Genomic DNA, 16,048 nt, shown 5'->3' with positions numbered 1-16,048 from the left:
GATATGACGGTGAGTACACCAAGGGTAAACATGAATAAAACGTTGATGATGGTGTTCGGAATGCTGTTTATGGCAGCCGGACTGGTTTCTCCTGCGCAGGCGGGAGTGGCGCTGGGCGCGACCCGGGTGATTTACCCTGCGGGACAAAAACAGGTTCAGCTGGCCGTCACCAATACCGATGAGAACGGCACTTTCCTTATCCAGTCATGGGTGGAAAACGCAGCGGGTACTAAAGACGGGCGCTTTGTGGTGACGCCGCCGCTGTTTGCGATGCAGGGGAAAAAAGAGAATACCCTGCGTATCCTCGACGCCTCAAATAACCAGTTGCCGCAGGATAGAGAAAGTCTGTTCTGGATGAACGTCAAAGCGATTCCCTCGATGGACAAATCAAAGCTCAACGACAACACCCTGCAACTGGCCATTATCAGCCGCATTAAGCTTTATTACCGCCCGGCAAATCTGGCGATGCCGCCGGAAGAAGCTCGCGAAAAGCTGACGTTTCGTCGTAGCGCCGGCAAGCTCACGCTGGTCAACCCTACGCCGTACTATCTGACGGTGACTGAACTCAATGCGGGCACTCGAGTGCTGGATAACGCATTGGTTCCACCTATGGGCGAAACCAGCGTGAAGATTCCGGATGATGCGGGCGCAGAGATTACCTACAGAACCATCAATGACTACGGTGCACTGACGCCGCGCGTTATCGGCGTGATGCGCTAAACAACGGGAACTCCCCGTATCCCTTGAACAGAATAAGAACAGACAGCCGGGCGATGTCGAACCGGAGGGACTATGTCATATCTGAAATTTGGCCTCGACCATTTGCAGGCCCGACGCATACGGCTGACGCAACTCTCCGTTGTGACTTTGCTTGCATCACCGGTCTTTCTGGCTCAGGCGGAGCTCTATTTTAACCCGCGCTTTCTGGCCGACGACCCCTCAGCCGTTGCGGATCTCTCCAGCTTTGAGAAGGGGCAGGAGCTGCCACCGGGCACCTATCGTGTTGATATTTATCTGAACGATGGTTTTATGATGAGTCGCGATGTCACCTTCAGCGCTGGTGAAGACGGCCACGGTTTGATGCCGTGCCTGACGCGCGGCCAGCTTGCCAACATGGGGCTTAATACGGCGTCGATTAAGGGAATGGATGCGCTGGAGCCAGACGCCTGCGTCCCGTTTACGGCCATGATCAAAGAGGCGACCGTTCGTTTAGACGTGGGTTTGCAGCGCCTGTATCTGACCATTCCACAGGCCTTTATGGGGAATCAGGCGCGTGGCTATATTTCACCGGAGCTGTGGGATAACGGGATTACCGCCGGACTGCTGAACTACAACTTCACCGGCAATAACGTCCAGAATCGCGTCGGCGGCAGCAGTCAGTACGCCTACTTGAACCTGCAAAGCGGGCTCAATGTTGGCGCGTGGCGGCTGCGTGATAACAGCACCTGGAGCTACAGCAGCGGTTCGTCGAGCGAGAATAAATGGCAGCACGTCAACACCTGGCTGGAGCGGGATATTACCACGTTCCGTTCGCGCTTGACGCTTGGCGACAGCTACACCAACGGCGACGTTTTTGACGGCATTAACTTCCGCGGCGCACAGTTGGCGTCCGATGACAATATGCTGCCGGACAGCCAAAAAGGCTTTGCGCCGGTGATTCACGGTATTGCGCGCGGGACGGCGCAGGTCTCTATCAAACAGAACGGCTATGAGATTTATCACAGCACGGTGCCACCGGGCCCCTTCACCATTAACGATCTCTATGCGGCCGGTAACGGCGGCGATCTCCAGGTGGCTATCAAAGAGGCGGACGGCAGCGTTCAGAGCTTCACCGTGCCGTACTCGTCGGTGCCTGTATTGCAACGTGAAGGCCACACGCGCTACGCGCTGACCGCTGGGAAATACCGCAGCGGCAACGATCTCCAGGAAGATCCTACGTTCTTTCAAAGCACGCTGATGCACGGTTTACCGGCAGGATGGACGCTTTATGGCGGCACCCAGCTGGCGGACCGTTATCGCGCCTTTAACCTCGGTGTCGGGAAAAATATGGGTGAGCTGGGCGCGCTGTCTGTGGATATCACCCAGGCCAACGCCGCGCTGCCTGATGACAGCCAACAGCAGGGCCAGTCGGTACGATTTCTCTATAACAAGTCGCTCAGCGATCTTGGCACCAATATCCAGCTGGTGGGCTATCGCTATTCCACGCAGGGCTATTACGGCTTTGCCGATACCACCTATCAGCGCATGAGTGGCCATAGCGTGGTGACCGAAGATGGGCCTGTCTACGTGAAGCCGAAATTCACCGACTACTACAACCTGGCCTACAGCAAACGCGGCAAAGTGCAGGTCAGCGTTACCCAACAGTTGGGGCGCACGGCGACCCTGTATTTAAGCGGTAGCCGCCAAAGCTACTGGGGAACCGATAACACGGACGAACAGTTCCAGGCCGGTTTAAATACCGCCGTCAACGACATCAACTGGACGCTGAGCTACAGCTTGACCAAAAACGCCTGGCAGGACGGGCGTGACCAGATGCTGGCCGTGAACGTTAACATTCCGTTCAGCCATTGGCTGCGTTCCGATAGCCAATCCGTCTGGCGTCACGCCAGCGCCAGCTACAGCATGTCTGACGATCTCAACGGTCGCACGAGCAACCTGGCCGGGCTGTACGGCACGCTGCTGGACGATAACAACCTGAGCTATAGCGTGCAGACCGGCTACGCGAGCGGCGGGGAAGGCAGCAGCGGCGGCACCGGCTATGCGGCGCTGAACTATCGCGGTGGCTATGGCAACGCAAACGTCGGTTACAGCCACAGCGACGGCATGAAACAGCTCTATTACGGCATGAGCGGCGGCGTGCTGGCGCATGCCAATGGGGTGACGCTGAGCCAACCGCTGAACGATACGGTTGTGCTGGTCAGCGCGCCGGGTGCGGAAGGGACCAGAGTCGAAAACCAGACCGGGGTGCGCACCGACTGGCGCGGCTACGCCGTCCTGCCGTACGCCACTGAATACCGGGAAAACCGCGTGGCGCTCGATACCAACTCACTGGCCGATAACGTCGATTTAGACGATGCGGTGGTCAATGTGGTGCCAACCCACGGTGCGATTGTGCGGGCGCAATTCAAACCCCGTGTTGGGATGAAGCTGTTAATGACGCTGACCCACAACGGCAAGATGGTGCCGTTTGGTGCGATGGTCACGTCGACTGACAGCCAGAACAGCAGCATCGTGGCGGATAACGGCCTCGTGTACCTGAGCGGGATGCCGCTCGTCGGGAAGGTTAAAGCGGTATGGGGCGAAGGCGACGATGCCCGCTGCGTGGCGGACTACCGCATCCCGAATGAGAGCCAGGAACAGACGCTGATTCAGCTATCGGCCGTGTGCCGCTAAGGACAGAAGAATGAGAACCCCCTTTTACGTATTCAGCGTGTGTTTTGCGCTGACGGCTACCTGCGCGCTGGCGGCGGATAGCACGATAACCATCACCGGCAACGTCAGGGATAACGGCTGCGCCGTGGCGGGGGAGTCGAAGGACTTTACCGTCGACCTGATGAACAACGCTGCCAAACAGTTCAACGCCGTTGGCGCAACCACGCCCGCCGTACCGTTTCGCATTGTGCTCTCGCCGTGCGGCGGGGCGGTTTCCGCCGTGAAGGTTGGGTTTATCGGCGTGGCGGATAACGGCAATACCAGCCTGTTAAAGCTGGACAACGGCGCGTCTGCTGCGGCAGGAATGGGGATTCAGATCCTCGATGGGCAGCAGACCATGCTACCGCTTAACGCCACGTCATCGACCATTGCGTGGACGACGCTCACGCCTGGCCAGACTAATACGCTGAATTTTTATGCCCGCCTGATGGCAACGCAGGTTCCGGTCACCCCCGGCCACGTTAACGCCACGGCGACGTTCACTCTTGAATTTCAGTAAGCGGAGGCGCAGATGAAACGGTTTTATTACGGCTGGCTGTGGGCGTTAGCGCTGACGGCGGTCTCTCCGGCGCTATGGGCTGCCGATGTCACCATTACCGTTAACGGCAAAGTGGTGGCGAAGCCGTGCACGGTATCGACCACTAACGCCAACGTCGAACTTGGCGACCTCTATACCTTTAGCCTGCTTTCCGCTGGTTCCGCCTCCGCGTGGCACAGCGTGGCGCTTGAACTCAGCAACTGCCCGGTCGGCACGTCGCGGGTGATCGCCAGCTTTAGCGGCACGGCGGATGCCACCGGCTATTACCAGAACCAAGGGACCGCCAAAAACATCCAGCTTGAGCTACAGGATGACGGCGGAAATACGCTGAACACCGGCGCGACCACGACGGTGACAGTGGAAGAAGCATCGCAGTCCGCGCGCTTCCCGCTAAAGGTGAGGGCACTGTCGGTTAACGGTGGCGCGACCCAGGGAACCATTAAGACGGTCATCAACGTCACCTATACCTACGCGTGACCAGGAGAAGAGAGTAATGAAGAACGTGATAGCTTTACTGACGACGCTGCTGCTGGCTAGCTGGTCGTTTAACGCCTGGTCGTTTGCCTGTAAGACCGCCAACGGTACGACGATCCCCATTGGCGGCGGCAGTGCCAACGTCTACGTGGACCTCGCACCCGCGGTCAACGTCGGGCAAAACCTGGTGGTCGATCTCTCGACGCAGATTTTTTGCCATAATGACTATCCGGAGACCATCACCGACTACGTGACGCTGCAGCGCGGCTCGGCCTACGGCGGGGTGCTGTCGAGCTTCTCTGGCACCGTGAAATACAACGGGACCAGCTACCCGTTTCCTACCACCACCGAAACCTCGCGCCTGATCTATAACTCCAGAACCGACAAGCCTTGGCCTACGGTGCTTTACCTGACGCCAATTAGCTCCGCCGGTGGCGTGGCGATTAGCGCTGGTACGCTTATCGCGGTGCTGATCCTGCGTCAGACTAACAACAAAAACAGCGATGATTTCCAGTTTGTCTGGAACATCTACGCCAATAACAACGTGGTGGTGCCGACGGGGGGCTGTGACGTCTCCGCACGTAATGTGACGGTGACGCTGCCGGATTATCCCGGCTCCACGGCCATTCCGCTGACGGTTTACTGCGCACAGAGCCAAAAGCTGGGTTACTACCTTTCAGGGACGACGGCGGATTCGGCGAACTCTATCTTTACCAACACCGCCTCGGCCTCACCGGCACAGGGGATTGGCGTGCAGCTTACGCGCAACGGCAGCGTGCTGCCGGCTAACAGCACGGTGTCGCTTGGCACGGTGGCGACTTCCGCCGTCAGCCTGGGGTTAACGGCCAACTACGCGCGAACCAGCGGTCAGGTGACGGCGGGGAACGTGCAGTCGATTATTGGGGTGACGTTTGTTTATCAATGAGATAGAGAGAGAAGAAGCCATATTTGAAAGTTGCAAACGCAGAAAAGCAAAAACCCAGCCATAGGCTGGGTTCTTTAAATAGTGGTGCCCGGACTCGGAATCGAACCAAGGACACGGGGATTTTCAATCCCCTGCTCTACCGACTGAGCTATCCGGGCAACGGGGCGCATTAAACCGTAATCGCCTCGACTCGTCAACGAAATTTATAAAATTTGCGGCGAGTTGCACAATCTATCACCACTTTGCCCGTTTTGCACGCCAGGTCAGGCAAAAAACGCCGTCCAGGCCGCAGAAATCGGCATCGCCAGCAGCAGCGCAGGCAGCATATTCACCACTGCAAACATCTTAATTCCGCAGATGCGCAGGCCCGTTGCCAGCAGCAGCAGACCGCCGACGGCGGTGAAGTCGGCCATCATGGCGGGGGTGGTCAGCGGCAGAATCAGGAATGCGCAGAACGCCAGCGAGAGCTGGATGATAAGCATCGGCACGCTGATGGCGCAGACCGCAAAACCGAGCGAACAGGCAAAGATCATCGCGGTGAAGAAATCGAGGAACGACTTGGCGATAAGAATGGTCGGGTCGCCGGTCATGCCTTCATGCATTGACCCAAAAATTCCCGTTCCGCTGGCGCAGAACAGCACGATAATCGCCACGAAGCTTTGAATAAAGTTCTCATGCTGGCTGCTTTTGCCCGGCTTGAGCATCCGCTTTTGTATGCTAGAAACGGCTTTATTGATGCCTTTTTCCAGAAAGCAAAACTCGCCAATCAGCGCACCAACCAGCGTCGCGAGCACCATCACCGGCATATTGGCGCATTTGATAACGAGCAGCAGGCCAATCCCCAACGAGGCAAGACCAAAAATCGAGGTCATTGAGACACGAATGCGCTCGGGTAAACGCTGGCTGAGCAGCGCGCCGAGCAAACCACCAACCAGTACCGCGCTGGCATTAATAAATGGACCAATTACCACGTTAACTCCTGCTATTTATCGATAAGTCCTGCATTATTATGAACTGATTAATCGGTTCAGTGCTTGTTTCTCCGTGGTATTAGTGCATAAAAATTTCGTCTTGCACCCCTTGGCTAATGGTGCCATGATTGCGCGAATTTTCTCCTTTTCTGAATCGGGGCCGCCTGCAATGACATCTTTGCCATTACATCGCCAATGCCACTTCGCCTGCTCGCGACGGTCTGCCCCTTCCTCATTGCCCACCATGCGGTGAAGCCAACGCACGCTCACTGCAGGACAACAGTAAGATTAGACCATGTCTGCTTTTACTGATGTCTGGCGGTCGGAGCTGTAACCCAGTTGCACCCAGACGCTTTATGGGGCAAAGCCAGCGGCTTTGTCCGGGGCTTTTACTCTCCCTGAGTGGGTCGTTGCGCTTATGAAATCAATGCACATTGCTGCCAGTCGCGAACTGGTTTCCCGTCTCTCAACCCATCGTCGCGTGGTGGCGCTGGACGGCACCGACTTTACCGATGTGGCAGCAGTCGTCATTACGGTGGCGGACAGCCACAGCGGCATCCTGGCATTACTCAAACGGACCGGCTTTAACCTGCCGGTCTTCGTGCTGACGGCGGACGCTATCAGCGCGCCAGAAGGCGTGAATGCGGTTATTAGTGGAAAAGAGCAGGAGTGGCTGGAGCTGGAAGCGGCGGCCTCTCGTTACGAGGAAGACCTGCTGCCGCCGTTCTTCGACACCCTGACCCAGTATGTTGAGATGGGCAACAGTACCTTTGCCTGTCCAGGCCATCAGCACGGCGCGTTCTTTAAAAAACACCCAGCGGGACGTCAGTTCTATGACTTCTTTGGCGAGAACGTGTTTCGTGCCGACATGTGCAACGCCGACGTGAAGCTCGGCGATCTGCTTATTCACGAAGGCTCAGCCAAGCACGCGCAGAAGTTCGCGGCGAAGGTGTTTAACGCCGATAAAACCTACTTTGTGCTGAATGGCACCTCAGCGGCTAACAAGGTGGTGACCAATGCGCTGCTCACCCGCGGCGACCTGGTGCTGTTCGACCGCAACAACCACAAATCTAACCACCACGGCGCGCTGATCCAGGCCGGGGCGACGCCGGTTTACCTGGAAGCGGCACGTAACCCGTTCGGCTTCATCGGCGGCATTGATGATCACTGTTTTGACGATAGCTATCTGCGCGAGCAAATCCGCGAAGTAGCACCAGAGAAAGCCGATGACGCGCGCCCGTTCCGTTTGGCGATTATTCAGCTTGGCACCTACGACGGCACGATTTACAACGCCCGTCAGGTGGTGGATAAAATCGGCCACCTCTGCGACTACATCCTGTTTGATTCCGCGTGGGTAGGCTACGAGCAGTTTATCGACATGATGGCGGACACCTCGCCGCTGCTGCTGGATCTTAACGAAAACGATCCGGGAATTTTTGTCACTCAATCGGTGCACAAACAGCAGGCCGGGTTCTCGCAAACCTCGCAGATCCACAAAAAAGACAATCACATTCGTGCTCAGGCGCGCTTCTGCCCGCACAAGCGGTTGAACAACGCCTTCATGCTGCACGCCTCAACCAGCCCGTTCTACCCGCTGTTTGCGGCACTGGATGTGAACGCCAAAATTCACGAAGGGGAGAGCGGCCGCCGACTGTGGGCGGAGTGCGTCGAGCTGGGCATTGAGGCGCGCAAAGCGATCGTGGCGAACTGCAAGATGATCCAGCCGTTTATCCCGCCGATCGTCGACGGTCGCCCGTGGCAGGATCATCCAACTAAAACCATCGCCAGTGAACGTCGCTTTTTTAGCTTTGCGCCAGGCGCACGTTGGCACGGCTTTGAAGGCTACGCGCAGGATCAATACTTCGTCGATCCCTGTAAGCTGCTGCTGACCACGCCGGGTATTGATGCACAAACCGGGGAATACACCGAGTTCGGTATTCCGGCGACGATCCTTGCGCATTACCTGCGTGAGAACGGCATCGTGCCGGAGAAGTGCGATCTCAACTCGATCCTCTTCCTGCTGACGCCAGCAGAATCCGCCGAGAAAATGGCGCAGTTGGTGGCGATGCTCGGCCAGTTCGAACAGCATATTGAAGACGACACGCCGCTGGCCGACGTGCTGCCGACCATCTATAACAAATACCCGGTGCGCTATCGCGACTACACCCTGCGTGAACTGTGCCAGGAGATGCACGACCTGTACGTCAGTTTCGACGTGAAGGATTTGCAAAAGGCGATGTTCCGCAAAGCCAGCCTGCCTGCGGTAGTGATGAACCCGCAGGATGCCAACAGCGAGTTTATTCGCGGCAACGTGGAGCTGGTGCGCATCAGCGAAGCACAAGGGCGTATTGCCGCCGAAGGTGCGCTACCGTACCCGCCGGGCGTGCTGTGCGTGGTGCCGGGGGAAATCTGGGGCGGCGCGGTGCAGCGCTACTTCCTGGCGCTGGAAGAAGGGGTGAACCTGCTGCCCGGCTTCTCGCCGGAGCTTCAGGGGGTGTACAGCGAGAAGGATGCCGACGGTATCAGCCGATTGTTCGGCTATGTACTGAAATAAAGCAGGCCCCTCATCCCGCGGGTGAGGGGTTATGCGGCGCTGCGTCGGTACATCCGGCGCGGGTGTCCAATCTTGCCGTACAGCATTTCCACGCTTAAAAAACCCGCTTCTACGCAGTGTTCCAGGTAGCGGCGGGCGGTGGTTTTACTCAAGCCCGTTTCGCTGACGACCTCATCTACCGAGAAGCAGTGCGCGGCCTGGTCGTTAAATAGCTTTTGCACTAATCCCAGCGTTTTCTCCTCAATACCTTTGCTGCCGCTGTCCTGGCGATAATTTTTGGCCTGGAGCTGGTAGAGCGAATCGACGTTTTGCTGGTCGACGATTTTCCATACCCGCTGTTGCTCTGCGAACTGCACAAAGCGTTCCAGCGATTGGCTAAGACGTTTCCATGATACCGGCTTGAGAATATAGTCAAAGGCGCCGTTGCGAATTGCCAGGCTACAGGTGTCCATGTCGCTGGCGGCGGTAATGAAAATCACCGAGCAGTTGGCCTGCACCAGCATGGGGTTACTGATGAGCGTAATACCTTTGCCGTCAGGCAGATAGTTATCCAGCAGTAAAAGCTGCGGCTGCTTGCTTTCGAGCTGCGCCTGAGCGTCCGCCAGCGAAGAGGCCACGCCGACGAGCCGCAGGCGCGGGTGTTTACTGATAAGCTCCGCGTGCAGCTGTGCCAGTTCATTTTCATCTTCAACGATCAGTACATCGATAAGTTCATGTTGCATAGTCGGTATCTTCCAGTTCCTGTGAGGTACACCGGGCCGTTCCCGTTGCCGGAATAAACAGTGAGAAAATCGTGCCGCGTGGCGTGTTATCGGCAACTTCGATTAAACCGCCAGCCTGGGTAACATAACTCTCGATCAGGTACAGCCCAATCCCGTGATCGCCCCGAGTTTTGGTGGTGATCCCGCGTTCAAATATCCGCTCGCGGATCTCCGGTTTAATGCCGATCCCCTGATCGGCGACCTCGATAATTAACTCTCGATCGTTCAGTTTGATCATCACCTCTACGGGTTCATGCGGAAGCGGGGCGCGCTGCGTGGCTTCGATGGCGTTATCCAGCAGATTACCAATAATGGAAATCACCTCGGACTCCGCCAGTGGGACAAACGGCCTGTCCATCAGGCAACCGGGGTCAAAGCGTAGCGCGACGCCTTTTTCGCGGGCGCGAGCGGCTTTCCCCAGCAGCAGGCCGCACAGCGTCGGTGAGCTAAAGCGTGAGGAGATAAAGTCCAGCAACTCCTGCGCGTGCTCTGACTGGGCCTGGATAAAGCGAATAGCCTCGTCGTAGCGCTCCATATGCAATAGCCCGGAGAGGGTGGTCATCCGGTTGAGCTGCTCATGGCGCATGATGCGCAGGTTATCAACGTAGCGTTTTACCTGGCTTAGCTGGGCGCTGAGAGAGTCAATTTCGTTACGATCGCGGAAGGTGATTACCCAACCCTGAAGCGAGTTTTCCATCATGATCCTTACCCGGCTGGCGATGACCGTCAGATCGTTAAAATGGCAAATCTCATCGTGGGTGTCCTGCTTGAGCATGGTGTCGCGGTTGAAGAACGGCATCGGGGCGATGACATCGCTAATCAGCTGTCCGCGCAGATGACGCGCCGGAAGGCTGAGGCCAAGCAGCTTTCTGGCCGCCTGGTTAATCACTTCAATGCGCAGGTTATCGTCAATGGCGATAACGCCTTCGTAGATAGACTCCATCATGGCCTTTTGCTGGCGCACCAGCAGCCCTATCTCACGGGGCTCGAGGGAGAAAATCTGCTTTTTAATACTGCGGGTGAAGAACCACGAGAAGATGAACAGCGCCAGCAGCAGCAGGACGGCGGCAATCAGGATATTCACCACCTTGTTGACGGTTATGCTGTCGAGGTAGCTGGTGAGATAGCCGACAGAGACAATCCCTATCACCTTACCCTTATCATCAAAAATGGGCGCTTTGCTGCGCAGCGAAATGCCCAATCCACCCTGGCGAATAGTGGTGGTGCTTTTACCCCGTAACACTTCTTCGTTATCGCCGCCGACAAGCGTGGTACCCACCCGATCGTTAAATACCGAATGAAATAGGTGCCGGCCTTCATTATCACCAATGACAATAAAACTGGCGTCGCTTCGTGCGGCTAATCGCTGCATAAAATCATGGATTGCAGGAATGTTTTTATCGGCAACCTGTTTCCGTAGACTTGGGATGATGGCAATTTCTTCCGCCTGTATTTTGGCGCGACCACTCATCTCTTGATAGAGCTGTCTACCCATATCGATATAATAATAGCTACCCAGCAGTGCAAACAGCACCGAGAAAAAGGCAACCAGCGAAATAAACAGTTTTATCTGGAATGATACTTTCATTACTCTCACGCAGGGCCGCAACGAATTCCGCCAATATATCATCTTTTTTGACGATGCCAGCCTGTTTGCCGGAAACTTGTGATCCCTTGCACAGCCGCGCCCTGACAGGGAATTTTCTGAAAAGCGGGTTTAATTAAGGTTAAATTAATAAATGTTATTTATTTGTGCGATTTAGAAAAGAAACCATAAAAACCACACTTATAAATAAGGCATTAATCACATTAAATAAAAGAAACCATTAAAACCATAGGTGCCATTAAAACTTCGGTTTTAATATGCTTTCACTCACATAAAGTAAGCCTTTAAGCCCTTAGGCTACACACACAAAATAACCAAAAGGGCTTCATTATGAGCACAACTGATGATTCATTCTCTGTTACCCACGATCCGATAGAAATTCAGCGTCCGGCGCTTAAAGAACGCTGGTGGCATATTATGGATACCTGGAAAGTTGGCATTATTCCGCTGCCGCTGTTTCTGCTGGCTGGGGTACTCATCGCCATTGATTGCTTAGGTGGCAAGCTGCCGAGCGATATCGTGGTGATGGTGGCGACACTGGCGTTTTTTGGTTTTGCCTGTGGCGAGTTTGGTAAGCGCCTGCCGATTGTTGGCAAGCTGGGCGCGGCGGCGATTTGCGCCACCTTCATTCCTTCGGCGATGGTGTATTACGGCCTGCTGCCGGACGTTGTCGTGGAGTCGACCACCAAATTCTATAAATCGACCAACATTCTCTATCTCTATATCTGCTGCATTATCGTTGGCAGCATCATGAGCATGAACCGTACGGTTCTGATTCAGGGCTTCCTGCGCATCTTCTTCCCGATGCTGTGCGGCGAAATCGTCGGCATGATTGTCGGTATGGGCGTTGGCATGGCGCTGGGCCTCGAGCCGTTCCAGATTTTCTTCTTTATCATTCTGCCGATTATGGCGGGCGGCGTAGGTGAGGGGGCGATTCCGCTGTCTATCGGTTACGCCACGCTGCTGCATATGGATCAGGGCGTAGCGCTTGGTCGCGTGCTGCCGATGGTCATGCTTGGCGGCCTGACTGCCATCATTATTTCCGGCTGCCTCAACCAACTGGGCAAACGCTATCCACACCTGACCGGCGAAGGCCAGCTGATGCCAAACCGCGCTAACGCGGATACGCAATCTTCGCAGCCAACGGTATCGGGTAAAACCGACGTCACCACCATTGCTTCCGGCGCGCTGCTGGCAGTCCTGCTCTATATGCTGGGGATGCTGGGTCACAAACTGATTGGCCTGCCAGCGCCGGTCGGCATGCTGTTTATGGCGGTGCTGGTGAAGCTGTGCAATGCCGCCTCTCCGCGTCTGCTGGAAGGTTCTCAGGTGGTTTATAAATTCTTCCAGACCTCCGTGACCTATCCCATTCTGTTTGCCGTGGGCGTGGCTATCACCCCGTGGCAGGAGCTGGTTAACGCTTTCACCATCAGCAACCTGCTGGTCATCGTCAGCACCGTTTCGGCGCTGGTCGCCACCGGCTTCTTCGTCGGTAAAAAAATCGGCATGCACCCGATTGATGTCGCCATCGTCTCCTGCTGCCAGAGCGGCCAGGGCGGTACCGGTGATGTGGCCATTCTGACCGCCGGTAACCGTATGAGCCTGATGCCGTTCGCACAGATTGCAACCCGTATCGGCGGCGCGATTAACGTCTCCATCTCGCTGCTGGTGCTGGGCAACTTCCTCGTTTAATCAGGACTGAATAATGAAACTCGCAAGCTTTATCTATCAGGGCGTACGCAGCTACGGCATCGTAAAGACCCAAGGGATGATTGATTTAGGCCGCCGTCTCGGCGACCGCTACGCTGACCTGAAGGCGCTGCTGGAGGGCAACGGCCTGGCGGATGCCACGCGCTATCTTAACGATGCCGTGGACGTACCGATGGACGCCGTGACCTTTTTACCGGTGATTGAACACCCGGAAAAGATCCTCTGCGTGGGCATGAACTACGCCGAAAAACGCAAAGAGTTTGACCAGCACAATCCGGCACCGACGCTGTTTGTCCGCTTCCCGGATTCCCAAACGGCGCATAACGCACCGGTGCTGAAGCCGCGCCATTCGCGTGAGTTTGACTACGAAGGCGAGCTGGCGGTGATTATCGGTAAGGGCGGTGAAAACATCAGCCGTGAAGAGGCGCTGCGCCATGTGGCAGGCTACAGCTGCTATATGGACGGTTCCGCCCGTGACTGGCAGCACACGTGGTTTACCGCGGGCAAAAACTGGCGTCAGACCGGGGCGTTCGGCCCATGGATGGCTACGGCGGATGAAATTCCTGACCCGCACCAGCTTGCCATCCGCACCTGGCTGAACGGCCGCATGGTGCAGGACGATAACACCAGCAGCATGATCCACAAGGTCGCGGAGCTGATTGAATACATCAGCACCTTCACTCGCCTGAGCCCCGGCGATGTGATCATCACCGGTTCCCCAGGCGGCGTCGGCAAAAAGCGTAACCCGCCGCTGTTTATGCAGGAAGGCGACCGCATTGAGGTGGAAATTGAGCACATCGGCCATCTCAGCAACATCATCATGGAAGCGCCAGCGAACACGCTGACGGCAGCGCACTAAGTAAGGCGGCACGATGCACACGCAACCCACTTTCGATTTCCGGGTTACCCAGGTAGCGGAACATCCGAAACGTTTAGATTCGATTCGTTCGCTGCTGGTCGACAGCGGTCTCGGGATGGACAGCGACATTTCGCTGTTTGTTGAAGCCTGGTCCGGGGAAACGCTGGTGGGCTGTGCGGGTCTGGCGGCGAACGTTATCAAGTGCGTGGCGGTCGATGAACGCCAGCGCGGCGCTAACCTCAGCGCCCGCCTGCTGGCTGAGGTAGAAAACGTGGCGCTGGCCCTTGGCCATTTCCACCTTTTCCTTTGTACGCGCCCGTGCAACAAAGAGCGCTTTGCCCGCAGCGGTTTCTGGCCGATAGCCCAAAGCGGTAACAACGCGGTGCTGATGGAAAACACCCCGCAGGGGATCCAGCGTTACTGCCGAGCGCTTAGCCAGAAACGCAAGCCGGGGGAAAAGGTGGGGGCTATCGTGATGAACGCTAACCCGTTCACCCTCGGTCATCGTCATCTGGTGGAAACGGCGGCGGCGCAGTGCGACTGGCTGCACCTGTTTGTGGTGCGCGAAGACGCGTCGTTCTTCCCGTTCCAGGCGCGTCTGGAAATGGTGCGTGCTGGCGTGGCGCATCTGCCCAACGTGACGGTGCATGAGGGCTCGCAGTACATCATTTCCCGCGCTACTTTCCCGGCCTACTTCCTGAAAGAGTCTGGCAAGGTGCAGCAGGCGTGGAGCGAAATCGACGTGCTGCTGTTCCGCAATAACATCGCCCCGGCGCTGGGCGTTACCCATCGTTTTATCGGCTCCGAACCGTTTTGCGATGTCACCCGCCAGTACAACCAGACGCTGCACGCGCTGCTCGAGGACGACATCACGGTGGTAGAGATCCCGCGCATTAAGGTGACGGGAAACGCCATCTCGGCATCGGAAGTTCGCCGCTTACTGAAAACGCAGCAATTTTCTCGAATCCGGGACATTGTCCCGGCATCCACTTTCGCGCATTTAGAAGCGCATTACAGCGCGGAAGTCGCATAACTATCAGGACTAAATCATGAAAATCGTAAGGGAGGCGCTGGCCGGAACGCAGGAGTCCAGCGACCTGATGGTGAAAATCGCCCCCGCTGACGGCGAGCTGGAGATTGTCATCCACAGTGAAGTGATGAAGCAGTTTGGCGAGCAAATTCGCCAGGTTGTCGAAGAAACCCTGCGCACGATGGGCGTGCAGCAAGGGCTGGTTATCGTCGAAGATAAAGGCGCGCTGGATTGTGTTATCCGCGCCCGTCTGCAAAGCGCGGTGTTACGCGCAACTGACACGCAGCAGATTGCCTGGGAGAAACTGTGATGAGCAAACTTCGCCGCAGTATGTTGTTCCTGCCGGGCGCCAATGCCGCCATGCTCTCCACCGCGTTTATCTATCGCCCCGACTCCATTATGTTCGACCTTGAAGACGCGGTGGCGCTGCGTGAGAAAGACACCGCGCGCCTGCTGGTCTTCCATGCCTTGCAGCATCCGATGTACCAGGACATTGAAACCGTCGTGCGTATTAACCCATTAAGCACGCCGTTTGGCCTGCTGGATCTGGAAGCGGCGGTTCGTGGCGGTGTTGACGTGATTCGTCTGCCGAAAACCGATACCCCGGACGATATCTTCGAGCTGGAAGGCCACCTTGAGCGCATTGAACGTGAGTGCGGGCGAGAAGTGGGCTCTACTCGCGTAATGGCGGCCATTGAATCGGCGATTGGCGTGATTAACGCCGTAGCGATTGCCCGCAGTTCTCCGCGGCTTATCGGCATTGCGCTGGCGGCGTTTGACTACGTGATGGATATGCAGACCGAACGCGGCGACGGCACCGAGCTGTTTTACGCCCGCTGCGCCGTGCTGCACGCTGCGCGCGCGGCCCATATTGATGCCTTCGACGTGGTGTGGTCAGACGTTAACGATGAAGCCGGGTTCCTGCGGGAAGTGGAGCTGATTCGCAAGATGGGCTTTAACGGTAAATCGCTGATTAACCCACGACAGATTGACCTCTTACACAACGCCTACGCGCCAACGCAGCAGGAAGTCGACCACGCGCAGCGGGTGATTGAAGCTGCGGAAGAGGGCGAGCGCAACGGGCTGGGCGTCGTGTCGCTCAACGGCAAAATGGTGGATGCGCCGATTATTGACCACGCGCAGCGCGTGCTGGAGCGCGCGGCGGCTTCCGGCGTGCGTCGTTAAGGA

At 56.6% G+C, this 16,048-nt stretch carries 14 protein-coding genes and 1 tRNA gene; 11 read left to right on the top strand and 4 right to left on the bottom strand.

From position 1 onward, the window contains the following. The first annotated feature begins 3 nt into the window (after nt 1-3). From GKAS_RS03675 to GKAS_RS03655, 5 genes are all read left to right on the top strand, one after another. Entirely contained in the window at nt 4-720 is a 717-nt protein-coding gene (locus GKAS_RS03675; protein WP_081918521.1) for a fimbria/pilus periplasmic chaperone, read from the top strand. 72 nt (nt 721-792) lie between these two features. After that, nucleotides 793-3,393, top strand: a complete 2,601-nt coding sequence (locus GKAS_RS03670) for a fimbrial biogenesis usher protein (RefSeq protein WP_035892058.1) — start codon at nt 793-795, stop codon at nt 3,391-3,393. A 10-nt stretch (nt 3,394-3,403) separates the two neighbouring features. Further along, nucleotides 3,404-3,931 carry a type 1 fimbrial adaptor subunit FimF gene (gene fimF, locus GKAS_RS03665; RefSeq protein WP_035892057.1) on the top strand — a complete coding sequence of 176 codons (528 nt, stop codon included), beginning with the start codon at nt 3,404-3,406 and terminating at the stop codon, nt 3,929-3,931. Between the two features lie 12 nt (nt 3,932-3,943). Then, entirely contained in the window at nt 3,944-4,447 is a 504-nt protein-coding gene (gene fimG, locus GKAS_RS03660) for a type 1 fimbrial minor subunit FimG (RefSeq protein ID WP_035892056.1), read from the top strand. Nucleotides 4,448-4,463: 16 nt separating this feature from the next. Beyond that, nucleotides 4,464-5,369 carry a fimbrial protein gene (locus GKAS_RS03655; protein ID WP_035892054.1) on the top strand — a complete coding sequence of 302 codons (906 nt, stop codon included), beginning with the start codon at nt 4,464-4,466 and terminating at the stop codon, nt 5,367-5,369. A gap of 82 nt (nt 5,370-5,451) precedes the next feature. Here GKAS_RS03655 and GKAS_RS03650 read toward each other — a convergent pair. Further along, nucleotides 5,452-5,527, bottom strand: a tRNA-Phe gene (locus GKAS_RS03650). A 105-nt stretch (nt 5,528-5,632) separates the two neighbouring features. Then, nucleotides 5,633-6,340 carry a DUF554 domain-containing protein gene (locus tag GKAS_RS03645; RefSeq protein WP_035892053.1) on the bottom strand — a complete coding sequence of 236 codons (708 nt, stop codon included), beginning with the start codon at nt 6,338-6,340 and terminating at the stop codon, nt 5,633-5,635. Between the two features lie 418 nt (nt 6,341-6,758). Between GKAS_RS03645 and GKAS_RS03640 the strand changes: the two genes are divergently transcribed. After that, on the top strand, nt 6,759-8,894 hold the full coding sequence (locus GKAS_RS03640; RefSeq protein WP_035892052.1) for an ornithine decarboxylase: 2,136 nt from the start codon (nt 6,759-6,761) through the stop codon (nt 8,892-8,894). Between the two features lie 29 nt (nt 8,895-8,923). On the opposite strand, the gene GKAS_RS03635 is transcribed toward GKAS_RS03640, so the two are convergent. Together GKAS_RS03635 and GKAS_RS03630 are read right to left on the bottom strand one after the other, a co-directional pair. Further along, nucleotides 8,924-9,616, bottom strand: coding sequence for a response regulator (locus tag GKAS_RS03635; protein ID WP_035892051.1), 693 nt, complete (start codon nt 9,614-9,616; stop codon nt 8,924-8,926). Continuing rightward, complete coding sequence (locus tag GKAS_RS03630) at nt 9,606-11,243, bottom strand: ATP-binding protein (protein ID WP_035892050.1); 1,638 nt, start codon at nt 11,241-11,243, stop codon at nt 9,606-9,608. Before GKAS_RS03630 ends, GKAS_RS03635 begins: the two co-directional genes overlap by 11 nt. 348 nt (nt 11,244-11,591) lie before the next feature. On the opposite strand from GKAS_RS03630, the gene GKAS_RS03625 reads away from it, so the two are divergent. Genes GKAS_RS03625 through citE form a run of 5 tightly spaced genes read left to right on the top strand, consistent with a single transcriptional unit; the run spans nt 11,592 to nt 16,045 of the window. After that, nucleotides 11,592-12,953: a 2-hydroxycarboxylate transporter family protein gene (locus GKAS_RS03625; protein ID WP_035892049.1), complete on the top strand. Its 1,362-nt coding sequence runs from the start codon at nt 11,592-11,594 to the stop codon at nt 12,951-12,953. Between the two features lie 13 nt (nt 12,954-12,966). Beyond that, nucleotides 12,967-13,830 (top strand): fumarylacetoacetate hydrolase family protein, encoded by an 864-nt coding sequence (locus tag GKAS_RS03620; protein WP_035892048.1) that lies wholly within the window; start codon nt 12,967-12,969, stop codon nt 13,828-13,830. 13 nt (nt 13,831-13,843) lie between these two features. After that, nucleotides 13,844-14,863: a [citrate (pro-3S)-lyase] ligase gene (gene citC / locus GKAS_RS03615; RefSeq protein ID WP_035892046.1), complete on the top strand. Its 1,020-nt coding sequence runs from the start codon at nt 13,844-13,846 to the stop codon at nt 14,861-14,863. 16 nt (nt 14,864-14,879) lie between these two features. After that, entirely contained in the window at nt 14,880-15,170 is a 291-nt protein-coding gene (citD, locus tag GKAS_RS03610; RefSeq protein WP_035892045.1) for a citrate lyase acyl carrier protein, read from the top strand. Beyond that, entirely contained in the window at nt 15,170-16,045 is an 876-nt protein-coding gene (gene citE, locus GKAS_RS03605) for a citrate (pro-3S)-lyase subunit beta (RefSeq protein WP_035892044.1), read from the top strand. The genes citD and citE overlap by 1 nt, the downstream gene beginning before the upstream one ends. Nucleotides 16,046-16,048 lie beyond the last annotated feature (3 nt).

It is taken from the genome of Kluyvera ascorbata ATCC 33433, from assembly GCF_000735365.1.
Lineage (GTDB): Bacteria > Pseudomonadota > Gammaproteobacteria > Enterobacterales > Enterobacteriaceae > Kluyvera > Kluyvera ascorbata.
Note: the sequence above shows the minus strand (reverse complement) of the source record. Positions and strands in the feature narration are given on the sequence as shown.

What these genes read in the sequence shown, in the direction of transcription:
- GKAS_RS03675 (WP_081918521.1), top strand. Translation starts at nt 4, where the DNA reads ATGACGGTGAGTACACCAAGGGTAAACATGAATAAAACGTTGATGATG.
- GKAS_RS03670 (WP_035892058.1), top strand. Translation starts at nt 793, where the DNA reads ATGTCATATCTGAAATTTGGCCTCGACCATTTGCAGGCCCGACGCATA.
- fimF (WP_035892057.1), top strand. Translation starts at nt 3,404, where the DNA reads ATGAGAACCCCCTTTTACGTATTCAGCGTGTGTTTTGCGCTGACGGCT.
- fimG (WP_035892056.1), top strand. Translation starts at nt 3,944, where the DNA reads ATGAAACGGTTTTATTACGGCTGGCTGTGGGCGTTAGCGCTGACGGCG.
- GKAS_RS03655 (WP_035892054.1), top strand. Translation starts at nt 4,464, where the DNA reads ATGAAGAACGTGATAGCTTTACTGACGACGCTGCTGCTGGCTAGCTGG.
- GKAS_RS03640 (WP_035892052.1), top strand. Translation starts at nt 6,759, where the DNA reads ATGAAATCAATGCACATTGCTGCCAGTCGCGAACTGGTTTCCCGTCTC.
- GKAS_RS03635 (WP_035892051.1), bottom strand. Translation starts at nt 9,616, where the DNA reads ATGCAACATGAACTTATCGATGTACTGATCGTTGAAGATGAAAATGAA.
- GKAS_RS03630 (WP_035892050.1), bottom strand. Translation starts at nt 11,243, where the DNA reads ATGAAAGTATCATTCCAGATAAAACTGTTTATTTCGCTGGTTGCCTTT.
- GKAS_RS03625 (WP_035892049.1), top strand. Translation starts at nt 11,592, where the DNA reads ATGAGCACAACTGATGATTCATTCTCTGTTACCCACGATCCGATAGAA.
- GKAS_RS03620 (WP_035892048.1), top strand. Translation starts at nt 12,967, where the DNA reads ATGAAACTCGCAAGCTTTATCTATCAGGGCGTACGCAGCTACGGCATC.
- citC (WP_035892046.1), top strand. Translation starts at nt 13,844, where the DNA reads ATGCACACGCAACCCACTTTCGATTTCCGGGTTACCCAGGTAGCGGAA.
- citD (WP_035892045.1), top strand. Translation starts at nt 14,880, where the DNA reads ATGAAAATCGTAAGGGAGGCGCTGGCCGGAACGCAGGAGTCCAGCGAC.
- citE (WP_035892044.1), top strand. Translation starts at nt 15,170, where the DNA reads ATGAGCAAACTTCGCCGCAGTATGTTGTTCCTGCCGGGCGCCAATGCC.